The sequence below is a fragment of the Rhodanobacter sp. L36 genome (genome assembly GCF_009765755.1).
Lineage (GTDB): Bacteria > Pseudomonadota > Gammaproteobacteria > Xanthomonadales > Rhodanobacteraceae > Rhodanobacter.
This window is the reverse complement of record NZ_LMUV01000002.1, coordinates 559,876-575,556: the sequence shown is the minus strand read 5'-3', so window position 1 is coordinate 575,556 and position 15,681 is coordinate 559,876. Positions and strand designations below refer to the sequence as shown.

Annotated in this window: 13 protein-coding genes; 4 read left to right on the top strand and 9 right to left on the bottom strand. The window is 62.7% G+C overall.

Annotation, left to right across the window (positions count from 1 at the left end):
• Positions 1–71: 71 nt before the first annotated feature.
• The gene (locus GSQ73_RS02465) at positions 72–2,252 is read left to right on the top strand and encodes a hypothetical protein (protein ID WP_158880662.1); all 2,181 of its coding nucleotides are present in this window, start codon (positions 72–74) and stop codon (positions 2,250–2,252) included.
• Positions 2,253–2,258: 6 nt separating this feature from the next.
• Here GSQ73_RS02465 and pip read toward each other — a convergent pair whose 3' ends face one another.
• From pip to GSQ73_RS02450, 3 genes are all read right to left on the bottom strand, one after another.
• On the bottom strand, positions 2,259–3,212 hold the full coding sequence (gene pip, locus GSQ73_RS02460) for a prolyl aminopeptidase (RefSeq protein ID WP_158880660.1): 954 nt from the start codon (positions 3,210–3,212) through the stop codon (positions 2,259–2,261).
• 61 nt (positions 3,213–3,273) lie between these two features.
• Positions 3,274–4,971 carry an acid phosphatase gene (gene acpA / locus GSQ73_RS02455; RefSeq protein WP_158880658.1) on the bottom strand — a complete coding sequence of 566 codons (1,698 nt, stop codon included), beginning with the start codon at positions 4,969–4,971 and terminating at the stop codon, positions 3,274–3,276.
• A 144-nt stretch (positions 4,972–5,115) separates the two neighbouring features.
• On the bottom strand, positions 5,116–5,613 hold the full coding sequence (locus tag GSQ73_RS02450) for an Lrp/AsnC family transcriptional regulator (protein WP_158880656.1): 498 nt from the start codon (positions 5,611–5,613) through the stop codon (positions 5,116–5,118).
• Between the two features lie 137 nt (positions 5,614–5,750).
• Between GSQ73_RS02450 and GSQ73_RS02445 the strand changes: the two genes are divergently transcribed.
• Together GSQ73_RS02445 and GSQ73_RS02440 are read left to right on the top strand one after the other, a co-directional pair.
• Complete coding sequence (locus GSQ73_RS02445; RefSeq protein ID WP_158880654.1) at positions 5,751–6,677, top strand: DMT family transporter; 927 nt, start codon at positions 5,751–5,753, stop codon at positions 6,675–6,677.
• Positions 6,678–6,704: 27 nt separating this feature from the next.
• On the top strand, positions 6,705–7,394 hold the full coding sequence (locus GSQ73_RS02440; RefSeq protein WP_158880652.1) for a glutathione S-transferase family protein: 690 nt from the start codon (positions 6,705–6,707) through the stop codon (positions 7,392–7,394).
• 21 nt (positions 7,395–7,415) lie between these two features.
• Here the strand turns inward: GSQ73_RS02440 and GSQ73_RS02435 are convergent, their stop codons facing one another.
• The 6 genes from GSQ73_RS02435 to GSQ73_RS02410 all read right to left on the bottom strand — a co-directional run bounded on the left by GSQ73_RS02435 (position 7,416) and on the right by GSQ73_RS02410 (position 14,404).
• Positions 7,416–8,093 (bottom strand): Pr6Pr family membrane protein, encoded by a 678-nt coding sequence (locus GSQ73_RS02435; RefSeq protein ID WP_158880650.1) that lies wholly within the window; start codon positions 8,091–8,093, stop codon positions 7,416–7,418.
• Positions 8,056–8,763, bottom strand: a complete 708-nt coding sequence (locus GSQ73_RS02430) for a TMEM175 family protein (protein WP_158880648.1) — start codon at positions 8,761–8,763, stop codon at positions 8,056–8,058. The genes GSQ73_RS02435 and GSQ73_RS02430 overlap by 38 nt, the downstream gene beginning before the upstream one ends.
• A 50-nt stretch (positions 8,764–8,813) precedes the next feature.
• Entirely contained in the window at positions 8,814–9,578 is a 765-nt protein-coding gene (ubiE, locus tag GSQ73_RS02425; protein WP_158880646.1) for a bifunctional demethylmenaquinone methyltransferase/2-methoxy-6-polyprenyl-1,4-benzoquinol methylase UbiE, read from the bottom strand.
• 9 nt (positions 9,579–9,587) lie between these two features.
• A complete protein-coding gene (gene plsB, locus GSQ73_RS02420; protein WP_158880644.1) occupies positions 9,588–12,260 on the bottom strand; it encodes a glycerol-3-phosphate 1-O-acyltransferase PlsB in 2,673 nt (890 codons plus the stop codon).
• A 25-nt stretch (positions 12,261–12,285) separates the two neighbouring features.
• Positions 12,286–13,224 carry a hypothetical protein gene (locus GSQ73_RS02415; RefSeq protein ID WP_158880642.1) on the bottom strand — a complete coding sequence of 313 codons (939 nt, stop codon included), beginning with the start codon at positions 13,222–13,224 and terminating at the stop codon, positions 12,286–12,288.
• A gap of 283 nt (positions 13,225–13,507) precedes the next feature.
• Complete coding sequence (locus GSQ73_RS02410) at positions 13,508–14,404, bottom strand: HAD family acid phosphatase (RefSeq protein ID WP_158880640.1); 897 nt, start codon at positions 14,402–14,404, stop codon at positions 13,508–13,510.
• Positions 14,405–14,548: 144 nt separating this feature from the next.
• On the opposite strand from GSQ73_RS02410, the gene GSQ73_RS02405 reads away from it, so the two are divergent.
• A complete protein-coding gene (locus GSQ73_RS02405) occupies positions 14,549–15,577 on the top strand; it encodes an AI-2E family transporter (protein WP_158881670.1) in 1,029 nt (342 codons plus the stop codon).
• Positions 15,578–15,681 lie beyond the last annotated feature (104 nt).

Sequence of the window (15,681 nt, the reverse complement as noted above, 5' to 3'; positions counted from 1 at the left end):
GTGGCCACGTTCCACTGCGCCATCACGAAAATCCCGTCATGCTGCGTTATCGCCACCGGTCAACGGAACTGATGCGCAAACTGCCTCCCATTCTGCGTTGGATCCTGTGGCCACTGGGCGTGCTGTATGCGCTTTACCTGATTGTCGCCAACATCTTCATCAATACGTCGCTGGCCAGCGCGCAGGTCAATCGCGTGCCCGAAACGATTCAGGCGAAGTGGTCGTGGGCGTGGACGTTGTGGCCGGGGCAGATCTGCTTGCACGACCTGACCTTGCATGGGCACGCACGCCTGCTGCTTTGGAGTGCGCATGGGGACTCGGCAAACGGCCGCGTGATGTTGTGGCCATTGTTCCGGCGCGAATTGCGCTTCGGCACGGTGTTCACCACGGCGGTGACGATCGACGTGCAGCCGACCGCGATCGATCACAAGCCGCCGCCGATGCGCGCCGATGCCTGGCGCATCACGGTCGACCGCGTCTCTACATCGTCGCTGCAGCAGTTGCGTTGGGGCGATTTCGTGGTCGATGGCATGGGTTCGGCTGATACGGGTTTTACGCATCAGCTGCGCGGCGGCCCGACGCAGGTGTTTCCGTCGCGCATCGCGATGCCCGATGCGCGCGTGACATTTCGACAGTGGCCGTTGCTGCACGCGGCAAAGTTCGAATTCAAATTTGCGTTCGATCCGTTTACCCACGAGCAGCCGCCCGGCTGGCTGAAAGCCGAAAAGGCCGTGGGAAGTTTGACGATCGAGGCCGCCACCATGCCGCTGGCGCTCGGTGCGAATCGAAGCGGCACGCGCAAGGTGATGACGGCGCCGCTCGATGGTCACTTGAGTGCGGACGTGTCATTCGATCGTGGCGAACTGGCGCCCGGTGGTCGCCTGCAGTGGAACGCGCCCGTGGCGATCACCGATGCGGATGGCAGCCAGCAAAGTCGTCGCGGCCAGCTCGATCTCGCGGTGCAACCCGATGGCGTGATGCTCAACGCACGCATTCTGCCGCCGCCCGGCGCCGATGCCGTGAAGGCCATGAATCAGCTCGAGGCGAACCTGCATTTCGCCAGCCGCCGCGTGTTGCCGCTGCGCGCAGCTGGTGACGATCTGCGATTGCTTTCCGGCACCGCTGATGCGCGCTGGCATTTCGAATCGCTGCAATGGCTGACGCCGCTGACGGCATCGAAGCCGTGGCTGCACCTGGATGGCGAAGGCGATATCGACGCCGCGTTGCGCATCGACGCGGGTCAGCTTGCGTCGGGCAGTCGCGTCGATCTGCCGACCGTGCAGCTGCGCGCCAGCGTGCTCGACAACGTGTTCGCCGGCGATGCCAGTGCGCATGCACTCGTCGAAGGCGCGAAGATCGCGACCCAACTCGCCGTCGACCGTTTCACGCTCGCGCCGGAAGGCTCATCGATGCCGCCGTATCTGCGCGGTCGCGCGCTGACGATGAATGTGCAGTCATCGGCCAACCTCGCACACCTGCGCGACGCGCTCGTCGCGCATCTGCAATTCGCCAACGCCGACGTACCCGACCTGCGCACGTACAACCGATATCTCCCGGGGAAGAGTCTGTACTTTCTCGCCGGCAGCGGACACATGAGCGGCGACCTCACCGTCGATGGAAAAGGCGACGTGAGTGCTGGCCGCCTGCAGATGAACAGCGACGCATCACGCATCGCGCTCGGCGTGTCACGACTCGTCGGCAACCTGCGCATGGACACGCAAATCAGGCTTGCGCAGCGCGCGGCCGGCCACACGTTCGACCTGCGCGACTTCAGCCTCAACATGGATGGCGTGCGCGTGGAAGGTTCGCGCGATCCGCCGTGGTGGGCGCGCTTCACCATCGACCACGGACGGCTCGACTGGGATCGTCCGATGCGGCTTCGCGGCAGCGCCACCATGGTGATGAAAGACGTGAGCCTGCTGCTTTCGCTGTACGCGGATCGCAGTGCGTTCCCGAAATGGATCGCGCGGATCATCAACGATGGGCAAGCCACCGCACACGCGCAGGTCGAGGCACAACACGGTGATTTCGTGCTCGATCATCTGGTGGCGAGCAACAAGCGCATCGACCTGTTCGCCCACCTGCGCATCCGCGACGGTAAACCGAGCGGCGATCTTTACGCACGCTGGGGCATCCTCGGATTGGGCGTGGCGATGGACGACGGCAAGCGCACGTTTCATCTGCTCAACGCGCATCGCTGGTACGAATCGCAACCGGATCTGCTGCCGCCCGCGGCCACGTCAGCGCATTGACGGCGTTCAGACGTCCATATCGGCGAGCCGGTCGGTCGCCTCGACCAGCCAGTCGACGATGGCCGGGTCGAGCGCGCTGTGGCCGGCGAGCACGATGTGCAGTTCTGCTTCCGGCCACGCCTGGCTCAGATCCCAGGCGCTTATCGCCGGGCAGATGATGTCGTAACGACCGTGCACGATGGTGGCTGGAATGTGCCGGATGCGGTCGATGTCGCGCAGCAGCTGATCAGGTTCGAGAAAGATCGCGTGGCGGAAATAATGTGCCTCCATCAACGCGAGGCTGACCGCCCTGTGCGGATCGTCGAAATCACCGCTGCCGCGTGGATCGTGCAGCAAGGTGGTGCTGCCGCCTTCCCATGCGCTCCATGCGCGCGCGGCGGCGAGTCGCACGCTTTCGTCGTTGCTGGTCAGTCGAGCCCAGTACGCATCCAGCATCGAATGGCGTTCGTTTGGCGGGATGTGCTGCAGGAATCGCGCCCATCGCTCGGGGAAGATCTGTGAAGCACCGCCGTCGGCTTCGTTGAACCAGCGCAACTCCTGTGGCCGGCCGAGAAAGATGCCGCGCAGTACCAGCGCGACCACGCGCTCGACGTGTCGCTGCGCGTACGCGAGCGCAAGCGTGGATCCCCACGAGCCGCCAAACACGATCCAGCTTTCGATGCCGAGCTGCTCGCGAATCGTTTCGATGTCGGCGACGAGATGCCAGGTCGTGTTGTCGGTGAGCTCCGCGAACGGCGTCGATTGTCCGGCGCCGCGCTGGTCGAACAACACGATGCGATAGCGCGCCGGATCGAAGAAGCGCCGATGGTAAGGCGCGATGCCGGCACCGGGTCCGCCATGCAGAAACACCACCGGAATGCCGGCCGGATTTCCGCATTCCTCGACATGCAGCGTGTGCAATGCATCGACGCGCATGCGATGCGTGTGATAAGGCTCGATGGCGGGATACAGCGTGCGCATGGCGATGGTCTCGAAAAGAAAAACACCTCACTACAGGCAGGGAGGTCGAATCAGTATTGCGTCAATCGAATTGCAGCGCAGCGGTGAGATCGCCGGGCGGCGGCCCACCCGCGGCGATCATCGCGTCCTCGCGCATCTGCAGGCCCGGCAGTTTTCGCAGGCCGAATCGCCGCGTGATGAAGCGCAGGATCGAGCCGGTGTCGTAGATGCTGTGATCGACAAAACCTTTCTTCGCATGTGGCGACACGATGATCGCCGGCACGCGCGTACCCGGCCCCCAGCGATCGCCCTTCGGTGGCGCCACGTGATCCCACCATCCTCCGTTTTCGTCGACGGTCACCACGACCAGCGTGGTCGCCCAGTGCGGACTTTTCTGCAGCGCATCCACGATCTGCGCGAGGTGACGATCGCCGGCCTGCACATCGGAGTAACCCGCGTGCATGTTGAGATCGCCCTGCGGCTTGTAGAACGACACCGGCGGCAGCGTGCCGTTTTCGATCGCGGCGATGAAATGGTTGGTCGCCGCGGTTTCGCCGATGCCGGCATCGCGCAAATGTTGTTGTCGCGCAGCGGTACCGGGCGCGAACTGGCGGAAAAAATTGAATGGCTGATGATGAATCTGAAAGTTCGGCGTTTCCGGAAACACGCGTTCGTCGCCGTCGCCTTTTCCATCCAGCGCGAGTTGCCAGCCGCCCGCATACCACGCCCAGTCGATACCGCGTTCGCTCAGCATGTCGCCGATGGTGAGGTGCACTTGCGGCGGCAGCGTGTTGGGGGTGGTGGCATCGGCGAGGCGCGGATCGTTCTTGTCCTGCGTGGACGACGGCGCGTACGGCGGGCTCATCGTGTTCACCGCCCAGAAGTCCGGCGTCAACCCGTCGGGCGCATAGAATTTCGAACGTCCCTGCATCGCACTCGGCGGAGAATCGTCGGCGAGCTTAGGGTGAATGCCGGTCGGGTCGTCGCCATCGAGCACGGTGAGCTGGAACTTGCCCGGTCTTTGATCTGCGTTCGGATAGAACGGTGGTTGCGCGGCCGCGAGGTATTGATGGTTGAGGAACGAGCCGCCAAACGCGCCCATGAAGAAGTTGTCGCACAACGTGTATTGCCGCGCGATCTGCCACAGCCGCAGGTTGACGCTGGTGTCGGCATAGTGGCCCATCACCATCGCGCCGGTGTTGCCCCAGGCGACGAAGCCATTATTTTTTCCGCCGTTGATCTGCAGCTGGTGTTCGTAGAAACGGTGGACAAGATCGCGCGTCACCACGCCGTGCGGCAACGGCGAACCATCCGGCGTGCGCAGCGCGAACGGGCGATTCGGCAAGCCGGTGATCGCGTGCTGATCGATATGGTAAGTGCGGTGGTCGACCACCTGCGCATGCGGCGCGAGCCCGCCCCAGATCGGTGGCAGCGTGGTGAGCGGCGTGCCGTCGCGATCGAGCTGCCGCGAGGCTTCCACGGATACGTCTTTCAACGGCTGCTGCAGGCCGGGGAAATCGGAAAACAGATTGTTGAAGCTGCGGTTTTCCGCATACAGCACCACCACATGCTGGATGTGTTTGCGCAACAACGCGTCGAGTGCGTCGGTGGACAACGCCGATGGGCCGGCGGTGGATACGCGATTGCCGATCGGCTGGCAACCGCCCACCGTCATCGCCGCGCCGGCAAACGCGAGGCCGCCAAGCAGGCGACGACGTTCGGGATTCAGTGGTGTGTCATCCGGCAACGAGGCCGGCGTGTCGGGAGATTTCGTGGTCATCGATTCAACCGTTGCAGGTGGCGTGTCATTCGCCGCGGATATTTTGAAAGGCCATCATTGTCGACGTTCGCCCATGCTTCGTGAGCTGTATTGACATGCACGTGACAGCATCGTTCGCGCACCGGAGTGTTGAAGCGTTCGATCTTACTCATCGCGCGACAACGCGCGGGCGGCATTCCACATCGCTCGCGTCAGCGGACGGTTTTCGTGCGGAGCCTGCAACACGATCAGCGTGGTCGTGCTGTTGCTGGCACCGGTCTTGAGCAGGCGATCGAGCACGGATTCGAGATGGCTGATGGACATCGCCACCACGTGCAGCAACGCCGAATCCTCGCCGGCCAGGCGGCGGCATTCGAGCACTTCGGGGATGTCCTCGACCAAGGCACCGATGCGCGCGCAGGTGGCGCCGTCGCAGCGCAATCGCACCATCGCGTTGATGCCGTAACCCAGCCGTTTCGGATTGACGCTGGCGCGATAGCCGGTGATCACGCCGGTTTCTTCCAGCCGCTTCACCCGTTCGGCGACTGCCGGCGCGGACAATCGCACCTTGCGGCCGAGCTCGGCGTAGCCGGTGCGCGCATCGGCCTGCAGCGCTTCGAGCAATTGCCAGTCTTTGCTGTCCAGATCAGGCCTTGTGTCCATGACTTTCGATTCCAAGGTGGCAACGTTCGCTGATTGATTCGATCGTCGGCGAAACGCCGGGCGGATCTTTCGATGCATTATTCAACGGCATCGTCGCCAAGACTAGGATGCGCACTTCCTCCTTCCGGACATATTCCATGGATACCGCGGAGCGGCTCGACAGCCGCGCACTCGTTCTTATCGCCATCGCCTTGCTGACATGGTCGTCGGCATACGCGGCGATCGCGTATGCACTCGCGTCTTTTACCCCGGGCGAGGTGGCGCTGGCGCGACTGGCGATCGGCTCGCTGTGTTTCGGCGTGCTGATGCTGGTGCGTCGCACGCCACTGCCGCAGCGTCGCGACTGGCCGCAACTGGCGTTGCTCGGCGTGCTTGGGCTCACGGTGTATCACCTCGCGCTGAATCACGCGGAGACACGCATCGCCAGCGGCACCGCGGCCATCCTGATTTCACTGGTGCCTGCCGCCACCGCTGCGGTATCGGCAATATGGCTGCGCGAGCGATTGTCGACGCGCACGCTCGCCGGTCTGGGTATCGCGCTGATCGGCGTGGTGATGGTGGTGCTGGCCAGCGGCAAGCAGGTGAAGTTCGAACCGATGGCGGCGCTGGTGCTGATCAGCGTGGTGGTGTCGGCGATCTACTTCGTCGGACAAAAACCGCTGTTCGTGCGCAACAACATGATCGGCGTGACCTCGTTCACTTTTTTCGCCGGCACACTGGGCGCGTTGCCGTTCGGTTTGCATTTGCCGCAGGCGCTGGTGGCTGCGCCGTGGTCGCACATCGCGGCGCTGGTGTGGCTGGGGCTGGCGCCTACCTTCGTGGGATATCTCGCGTGGAACGCCGCGTTGCGTCGCGCGTCCGCATCGCAGGTATCGAGCTTCATCTATTTCTCGCCGCCGATCGCGGTGCTGATCGGCTGGCTCTGGCTGGATGAAAAGCCCGGCTGGCTGACCCTGGTCGGCGGCGCGATCACGGTGAGCGGCGTGGTGCTGGCCAACGCGCGTCGTCGTGCGATATTGCCGGCAGCGCCGATGCTGGAAGCCGAAACCTGCGAACAACATTGACCGATCGATCATCAGGAAAGCAAACGCATGTACACGCTGCACATCGCCAACAAGAATTATTCGTCGTGGTCGCTGCGCCCGTGGGTGCTGCTGAGCGAGCTGGGCATTCCTTTCGAGGAACGCCTGGCACCGTTCCTGCCCGGATCGGGTTCCAGCTGGACGGCGTTCCGCGCGTTTTCGCCGACGGGCCGCGTGCCGTGTCTGCACGCCGACGGCGAAGTGGTGTGGGATTCACTGGCGATCGCCGAATACCTCGCTGAAAATCACGCTGGCGTTTGGCCGTCCAATGCACATGCCCGCGCGTGGGCGCGCAGTGCCTCGGCGGAAATGCATTCGGGCTTCGGCGCGCTGCGCAACGAGTGTCCGATGAACTGCGGATTGCGCGTGCGGCTGCACCAGGTCTCCGCATCGCTGAAGAAGGACATCGAGCGACTCGCCGAACTGTGGAACGAAGGGCTGCGTCGTTTCGGCGGTCCGTTCCTTGCTGGAAAAACATTCGGCGCAGTCGATGCGTTCTATGCGCCGGTTGCGTTTCGCGTGCGCACCTTCGGTCTTCAGCTCGATGGCGACGCTGCTGGTTATGCACGGCGACTGTGCGATTTGCCGTCGATGCAACGGTGGCTTGCCGACGCGCTGGCGGAACGCTGGCGCGATCCGGAACATGAGGACGAGATAAGAAGCCTGGGCGAGATCGTCGAGGATTTGCGCGCGACTTGAAGTGATGCCGAGATCGACCACTCAACGCGCGATGGAAGGCCGCTTCGATCCGCGTCGTTGCAAATGCGCAAGCCCGAGCAACAACAGCGCCATGACGATGAACACGAGCGCCACGCCGGCGGCATTGAGCCATACGCTCGGATAACCAAGCGTGTTCACGTCGAGAAACGGATACGGATACCAGCGCGTGACGGCGCCGCGGATCAACGCGTAGAGCAGGTAGCCGAGTGGATACAGCAGCCAGCCGCCAAGCTGGCGCAGCCGCAACGTATCCTTCGGCACCGCGAACCACCAGAACAGCAGGAACACCGCCGGCATCACGTCGTGCAGCAGCAAGTCCGCGACCAGATTCCAACCCTGCGGTTGCCAGAGTTGTCGCAGCAGCGTGTTGTAAGTGAGCATGACCACAGCGATGTTCGCCGCGATGGCAGTGGTTACGCCGGGGCGTCGGAAGAAACGGCCGAGGCGATCGTCCATGCCGAGTGCGTCTGCGCTCAGCGCTGTGGCGACAAGCAGGTTGGTGAGGACGGTGAAGAATCCCAGGTAGATCCAGACGGCCGAGATCACCGATCGTCCATCAGCCGTAGTCATGCGGATCGACAGCCATAGCTGCAACGCCAGCGCGAACCAGCCGAGCAAGGCTGCAGCGGCAAGAAGCGGACTACGCGGTAGGTTCGGAAGCGGCGATGACGGGTTCATGGAGTTCGACTCTTTGCAGAGTGGACGTTGCAGGAATGTCTTTCACCGCCATGGATGTCTTTTCCGCACGGACGCGGGCGATGTGCGCGAACCATCGCGTCAGCAACGGAATGGCGAGCAACACCATGTTGTTCCATGCCGGGACGAACCACGCCAGCAACAGCGACAGCGCTGCCGCAACCGGCAGTCCCCATGCACGTCCGCGGACAGCAGCAACATCCCCGGGCGTCAATTCCGCCTGCAGGTAACCCGGCTGCAACGCACGACCGAATAGCAAGCGCTGAATCAATGCCGCCAACAGCAGCGTCGCCGCGTAGAACATTTCGGCCACGCGCGACAACGGGTTCGCACTCATGAGTGCGGTGGCGAACGGCATGAAGGCGATCACCAGCAGCAGAAGCATGTTGGGCACCATCACGCTGCGGCTGTAACCGACAAGCATGCCGAACACCCGATGGTGCGCAGCCCACAGCGAGCCGATCACCAGAAAACTCAGCACGAACCCGAAGATGCTCGGGCGCAACGAGGCGAGCGCGGCCAGAAAAACCTGGTCATCCACCACGCCCAGTCGCGGCACGTGGATTTCGATGACCAGCAGCGTGATCGCGATGGCGAACACCGCATCGGAGAAGAAGGTCAGGCGTTCGAGTTGCGTGGCGTTGTTGCTCATGCGATCACTGCCTGGATTTCCCTTCGTGGAATGACGACGTCAAACGCCTGCTAGAACTTGTACGCCCGATGGATGGCGACCATGCCGTTGGTGAGGTTGCGTACTTCGACGCGATCGAAGCCGGCGCGCTCCATCATGCCTTTCAGCGTCTGCTGGTCCGGATGCTTGCGGATCGATTCGGCGAGGTACTGATAACTGTCCGCGTCGCCGGCAAAAAGCTGGCCCAGCTTCGGCAGCACCTTGAACGAATGGAAATCGTAGAGCTTGCCGAACAGCTCGCTCTGTACCTTCGAGAATTCCAGCACCAGCAAGCGACCGCCCGGCTTGAGCACACGATGGATATCGGCCAGCGCCTTGTCCTTGTCGGTGACATTCCGCAGGCCGAAGGCCATCGTCACCGCGTCGAACGAGTTGTCGGGAAACGGCAGCACTTCGGCATTGAGTTGCGCCCAGCGCAGGCCGGAAACCAGGCCGCGATCGGTCATGCGATCGCGACCGACGCCGAGCATCGCTGCGTTGATGTCGCCAACCACGACTTCGCCCTCGTCGCCGATGACCGGCTTGAGCAGCGCGGCAATGTCGCCCGTACCGCCAGCGAGATCGAGCACGCGATCGCCGCGACGCACGCCGCTGATGCCGACGAAATGGCGCTTCCACAACCGATGCACGCCGAACGACATCAGGTCGTTCATCAAGTCGTAGCTGCGCGCCACCGAAGTGAAAACCTGACCGACGAGTTTCTGCTTCTCGCCGATCGGCACGTCGCGAAAACCGAAATGGGTGGTCGAGTCGGGCTTGGGCTGTTCGCTGTTCATGGCGGCATGCTACCGGATGGCATCGTTGTCGTCGGAACCGGAAGCAACCGGCGTCGATGGCGTGGATGAATGTGCGCGATGTTCGTTCGCCACGTGGCGATCGTGCATCGCTTCGTCGGAAACATCGGCAGGCAGATGGCTCGGAACGACTGTTGGCGCGGGCGTTGGCGTTTCGGTCACGGAGATTTCCTTTTCGCTGCTGCCGGGCGTGATCTTGAGGATCGAGTGACGTACTTCGCGCGACAGGATCAAGCGCGCGTCGCGCACCATGCCTTCCAGCGCACCGACGTAATCGAGCTTGCCGTTGTCGTCGGTCCACACGACGCGACGCTCGCGCAATTTCTGGATGAAGCCGCGGAACAACGCTTTGTCGAAGAATTCCGGTGCGGACAATTCGTTGAGCAAGCTGAGCCGTTGCGCGGTAAGCGTGCAGGCGTTCTCGAGCTCGGTGCCGGTGAGCGTGTGTGGACCGTTTTTCACCAGCGCGGCGATGGTGATGTAGTAACGCTCGAACGCCTGGATCAGGCTGCGCGCGATCGTCTTGAGCTGATACGCGCCATCGTCCTGGCCCGGGCTGCGTTCCAGCACGCGGCCGTCGCCGGTGGATTCGAGCAGCCCGCGACGCACGAAGAAGTCGATGGTGGCCTGCAGCTGCACCGCGAATCCGTCGGCATCCCACGGCAAAAACAATTCGCTCTGGATGAACGGGTAGATGATCTGCCCCAGCCGCAATACCGACGAGCGCGACATGCGCCGGTTGTTGAGGAAACAGCATGCCACCCACGCGGCGGTGGCGTTGAGATGCAGTACGTTGTTGCGGAAGTAGCTGAGCAGTACCGCCTGCTCCGGCGCGACCGTGAGCACGTCGCCGAGCGGATGCTGCACGCGCTGGATCCACGCCATCTGTTCGCCGTAGGCGATGATCCCGGCGGGGTTCATCGGGGTCAGCGTGACGCGATCGGAATACGGCAGTTCTTCCAGCAGCGCCTTGCTCAGTTCGAGCTGCGTGAGCAGATCGGTTTCCGCCATCGCGTGCTTGGGCGTGGCCAGCAGCGCGAGCGCGAGGAGGTTGATCGGATTGACGTCGGCGGCGCGATTGATGTTGATCTGGATGCGTTCGGCGACGCGGTCGGTGAGCGTGCCGAGCCATTCGGGCTTGGCGTCCGGATCGTCGCCGAGCGTGCGCCAGTCCGCGCTCGCTTCGTCGAGCATCGGGTTGAGTTCGATTGGCTCGCCGAAATTCAGCGCGACGTGACCGTAGCGCTGGCGCAACACTTTCAGGCCCCGCAACAGGCCGAGCAGCGATTCCTTTTCTTTCGGCTGGCCGCTGAGTTCGCCGGCGTACGATTTTCCTTCCATCAACTTTTCGTAGCCGATATACACCGGCTGGAACAGCACCGGACGACGTGGCGCCCGCAGAAACGCGCGGATCGTCATCACCAGCATGCCGGCGCGCGGCGCCAGCAACCGGCCGGTGCGCGAACGACCACCTTCGATGAAGTATTCGATCGGCACGCCACGGTCGATCAACTGCGCCAGGTATTCGTTGAACACCACCGAGTACAGCGCATTGCCCTTGAAGCTGCGGCGCATGAAGAATGCACCGCCGCGTCGGAGGATCGGCCCGATCACCGGCAGATTGAGATTCACGCCGGCAGCGATATGCGGCACCACCACGCCGGACATGTGCAGCTGGTAGCTCATCAGCAAATAATCGGTGTGGCTGCGATGACACGGCACGTACACCACTTCGTGTCCCGGCGCCGCGGCGCGGGCCTTGTCGAAGTGATGCATGGCAATACCGTCGTAGAGCTTGTTCCAGAAATTCGAGAGCAGGAACGACACCGAGCGCACGACCGGATGCGAATAGTCGGCGGAGATTTCCATCACCAGCTTGTGTGCCTTGCGCCACGCCTTGGCCTGGCTGATCTTTTCCTTCGCGGCGCTGGCGGCAATGGCGCTGCGCACCGGTTCGGCGTTGAGCACCGCGTCCACCACCGTGCGTCGATGCGAAAGATCCGGGCCAATTACTGCCGCGCGAATGCGATGGAAATGCGTGCGCAGGACGCGGGCAATCTTGCGCGTGAAGCGCTCCGGATTCATGTCGCCGGATTCGTCCAGCACGCTGCGCAGCGATACCGGCGCAGAGAAATGCACCACGGTGTCGCGGCCGTTCAACAGCAGTGCCAGCAGGCGGCGAAAGCCACCGACCATCACCCAGTTTTCGGAAAACAGCACGCGGAACCAGCCGCTGTCGCGCGTCGGCGCGCGGCCAACGTAGATCGATACCGGCACCAGCTGGATGTCGTGCTCCGGCACGCCTTCCAGCGAACGCACAAGTTGGCGCAACGGTTCGTTCGGCGCGCGTTTACGGTTGCGTCCGAACACCCAGCCGACGCGGCGAGCCAGCGCGAACACCGAGCGTCGCCGCCGCGTGCCGGCCAGCGGCTGCATCGGATTGGGCAGACCTGCTTCGCGGCAAGCCCGCTGAAGAATCAGCGCGTCGGAAAAACCATCGCGCTCGATGACATAGCAGACGGTGACGCCCGCCTTGAGCAACGCGGCCGGCTCCGCCGGATCGCGGCGGATCTTGACCCAGGGCTGCAGCAATTGCCCGGCCAGGTTGAACCACCAGGGAGCGCGCTGGCGTGCGGTGATATCCGCGCTTGAAGTGTTCTGCATCCGCCTATTCTAACGGCTGCGATGTTCAGTCTTTTGCAGGCGCCGTGGCAGCCGGCGCCGGCGCACTGGCGCTGCTTGCCTGCGCGGCCTGTTCGCTCAGTTGCTTGTGCGACTGGCGGACGTTGTCGAGCATGTCTTCGGTGTACCAGCGGCCGTCCTGCTGCACCAGTTTGGCTTCGGTCGAAAGCGGTTTGCCGAGCAGCGTGTAATCGACCTTCACCACCGCGTGGCCATCGCTATTGGAAACCGGCGTCAGCTTGATGGAGTTGAGCGTGTCGTCGACCGACAGGCCGTAGATCGCAAGCAATTGCCTGGCGCCCGCGAAACCGGTCGAATATTTCGTCATCGCGGTATCGAAATCCATCGCGCGTATCTGATCCGGGCTTTTCAGATCGAGCTTGCGCGCGGTTGCCACGACAACACCAATCGCCTGCTTCGCCTTGGTCTGGTCGAACCAGGTGGTTTGTTGCGCCCACGGGCCAAGCACATCGAGGACGTTGCCGGCCTGGGTTTTCTGGTCGGCACTCAGGGTCTTGTTCTGCGCAATGCCGTTCTTGGCGAACGCCTGCCCGACGCTGATCAGCATCGGCAACTGATCCTTGTACTGCTGCTCCAGCGTCGTCAGCTTGGGCTGCAGTTCGGCGTATAGCTTGTTCTCGGCATCCGGCCCGGTGACTTTCTGGATGGTTTCGTCGAACTTGGCGCGATCGTCCGCGCTGACCGGCGGCTGCGACTGCTGATGACGCGTCCAGTCCGCGCGCATCGTGGCGTAATCGGCCGGCGGCAGCGCATGTTTCCACAGGGTATTGAAATCGCCGGCCTTGAGTAGGTCGACCGAGCCTTGCAGCGCCGACTCCGGCGTGCTGCCGCCGGGCTGGGAAGGATCGTCCTTGCCATGGCAGGCGCTCAACACCAGCGCGGCGATCAATGGAAGAACGGCGCGACGGAAAGTCGTGGATCGCATCGGGAAGCTCTCGGAAAGTGGGGACGCTTGTCGCGTCTTGATCGGGCAGGGTACGTGCCGTGCACGCGCCGGGACAAGGCCTCGCGCAACTTTTCACGGCCCTGAAAAAGAAAACCCCGCTGGCGTGAGCCTCGCGGGGAAATCCGGCAAAGCCGGAAGGGAAATGGCCTTGCCTGCAAATCTTTAGGTCAGCAGGTGTTGGCGAGGAGATGGTACGGGCAGATCAAAGCTGAGGCAACACTTTTCTTTTATCTCATAAGCTGATGATTTACAAAATAAATAATTACTGAAAACGGAGCGAATCGATCTTTTGCTGATGACGCTGCTGGCGTGGCGCACTCCAGTCGTTGTTGAACAGCGCCGGCTCCCAAGATCCATAGGTGGCGTTGGGCAACACGAACCAGCGCGTGCCGATCCACGGCAGATAAGGCGCCATCACCGTCTCGCGGCCGGCTGAGGTGTTGGCGAGCACGGTCACAAAATCGCCGATCTGGTCGCCAAACTGCATCAGAACGCGGTAATGCGCGCCGATCAACTGCCGCCGACAGCCCTTTTCAGTTCCGACCTGCTCGCAGCCGTCGACGAACGTTCCCAGCCCGAGGAACGCCTGCGATCCGGAAACGGGTACGCCGACCTGGCGAAGATTGGCCAGCGTGACCTGGTCCAGATCCTTGGCGCGATTGGATACATAGATCACGGCGATGCCGTGCCTTGCAGCGAACTGGGTGAATTCGACCACGCCGGGCAGGGCGCGCGCCCTTTGTTCCTTGCACCAGGCGGCCCAGTCCGCCTCGTTGAATTCGCCTCCGCCCTTGATCACGCGCGCCTGATACGGCGAGTTGTCCAGCACGGTCTCGTCGATATCGAGGATGACCGCGGGCTTGAGGTTCTTCAGCGGCGTGAGGCGATCATCTTTCGGCAGGGCATCCCACTGCCGATCCTTCAGAGCCGCGAGCAGGCGCGATTGGGCATCGCGGTAGGTCTGCAGATAGATCAGATCGTGTTCGATCGCCGTCTGGGCCCATGCAGTCGCGTTGAGGTTGTCGTCGCCATGCGGCCCGGCAATGACGGGCGGTGCTGTGACGGCAGACGCGGGCGTGGCAACCCGGGTCGGCGGCACGGAGGAACAGCTGGCGAGCAGCGCCAGGGCAGCGACGACTGCCGGCAGTCGATTGGACATGAATACCCCTTGGCTTGAGGAAAGACGGCACAGAATCGCCGCAGTTTACGACAGCGCGATGTCGCGGCGACTTTCACGCACTCACGCTGGCGAGCCATGCTGCCTGCTGACAGACTGGCCGCAATCCCTCGAACGTGGCCGCGCATGCAATCGACAACAGGCTTCAACCAACCCACCCGCACCATCCAGATCGTCAGCTATATGCTGGCCGGCGCGGCCCTGTTTCTGATACTCGGGTTGAGACTGCTGCCGGTGCTGCTGGCAGGCCTGCTCGTCTACGAACTGGTGCACACGGTGAGTCCGTTGTTAGGACGTCGACTCGCCGGCGCGCGCGCGCGAATGCTGGTGGTGGCTTTTCTGGGCGTGCTGGTGGTGGGCTTACTGATTTTGCTGACGCTCGCGGCCATCAGCTTCGTCCGCAATGAAATCGGCAATCCCGAGGAACTCTGGCAAAACCACCTGATGCCGCTGGTGGATCGCGCGCGCCAGCAACTTCCGGCCGCACTGGTGGGCTCATTGCCCGACAGCGTCGACGAATTGCGCGTGATGGCCGTCGAACTCACGCACAAACATGCGCTCAGCCTGCAGCACATCGGCAAGGAAACCGCACGTACTTTCGTGCACATTCTTATCGGGCTGGTTCTCGGCGCGATCGTCGCATTAAGCCGTGCCCGACCCGCACATCAGGTCGGGCCCCTGGCAGCCGCGCTCGGCCAGCGCTCGCAACGACTGGCAGAAGCCTTCCACAATATCGTCTTCGCGCAGATCAAGATTTCCGTGATCAATACCGTGTTCACCGCAATCTTCCTGTTCGGCGCACTGCCGCTGTTCGGCATTCACGTACCACTGTCCAAAACGCTGGTCGTGCTGACCTTCATCGTTGGCCTGTTGCCCGTGGTGGGCAACCTGCTTTCCAACACTGCCGTCACCATCGCCGCCCTGTCGGTATCGCTTGGCGTGGGCATCGCCGCCCTGTGTTTCCTGGTGCTCATCCACAAGCTCGAATACTTCCTCAACGCCCGCATCGTCGGCACGCAAATCCACGCCCGCGCCTGGGAACTCCTGATTGCCATGGTCGTGATGGAAGCGGTCTTCGGATTGTCCGGCGTGATTGCAGCGCCGATCTACTACGCGTATCTGAAGAGCGAGCTCGAGTCCGAAAAGCTGATCTAAGTCGGTGGTCGAGTTGCTTTTCCGGACCCCCCCGCTACGCATGACTTGCCAGTCCGTCTCGAATCCAGATTTGGATTAAGTGCGAGAGAATGAAATCGCATCAA

Excerpts from the sequence above, each read along its gene's own strand:
- GSQ73_RS02465 (WP_158880662.1), top strand. The coding sequence starts at position 72 with ATGCGCAAACTGCCTCCCATTCTGCGTTGGATCCTGTGGCCACTGGGC.
- pip (WP_158880660.1), bottom strand. The coding sequence starts at position 3,212 with ATGCGCACGCTGTATCCCGCCATCGAGCCTTATCACACGCATCGCATG.
- acpA (WP_158880658.1), bottom strand. The coding sequence starts at position 4,971 with ATGACCACGAAATCTCCCGACACGCCGGCCTCGTTGCCGGATGACACA.
- GSQ73_RS02450 (WP_158880656.1), bottom strand. The coding sequence starts at position 5,613 with ATGGACACAAGGCCTGATCTGGACAGCAAAGACTGGCAATTGCTCGAA.
- GSQ73_RS02445 (WP_158880654.1), top strand. The coding sequence starts at position 5,751 with ATGGATACCGCGGAGCGGCTCGACAGCCGCGCACTCGTTCTTATCGCC.
- GSQ73_RS02440 (WP_158880652.1), top strand. The coding sequence starts at position 6,705 with ATGTACACGCTGCACATCGCCAACAAGAATTATTCGTCGTGGTCGCTG.
- GSQ73_RS02435 (WP_158880650.1), bottom strand. The coding sequence starts at position 8,093 with ATGAACCCGTCATCGCCGCTTCCGAACCTACCGCGTAGTCCGCTTCTT.
- GSQ73_RS02430 (WP_158880648.1), bottom strand. The coding sequence starts at position 8,763 with ATGAGCAACAACGCCACGCAACTCGAACGCCTGACCTTCTTCTCCGAT.
- ubiE (WP_158880646.1), bottom strand. The coding sequence starts at position 9,578 with ATGAACAGCGAACAGCCCAAGCCCGACTCGACCACCCATTTCGGTTTT.
- plsB (WP_158880644.1), bottom strand. The coding sequence starts at position 12,260 with ATGCAGAACACTTCAAGCGCGGATATCACCGCACGCCAGCGCGCTCCC.
- GSQ73_RS02415 (WP_158880642.1), bottom strand. The coding sequence starts at position 13,224 with ATGCGATCCACGACTTTCCGTCGCGCCGTTCTTCCATTGATCGCCGCG.
- GSQ73_RS02410 (WP_158880640.1), bottom strand. The coding sequence starts at position 14,404 with ATGTCCAATCGACTGCCGGCAGTCGTCGCTGCCCTGGCGCTGCTCGCC.
- GSQ73_RS02405 (WP_158881670.1), top strand. The coding sequence starts at position 14,549 with ATGCAATCGACAACAGGCTTCAACCAACCCACCCGCACCATCCAGATC.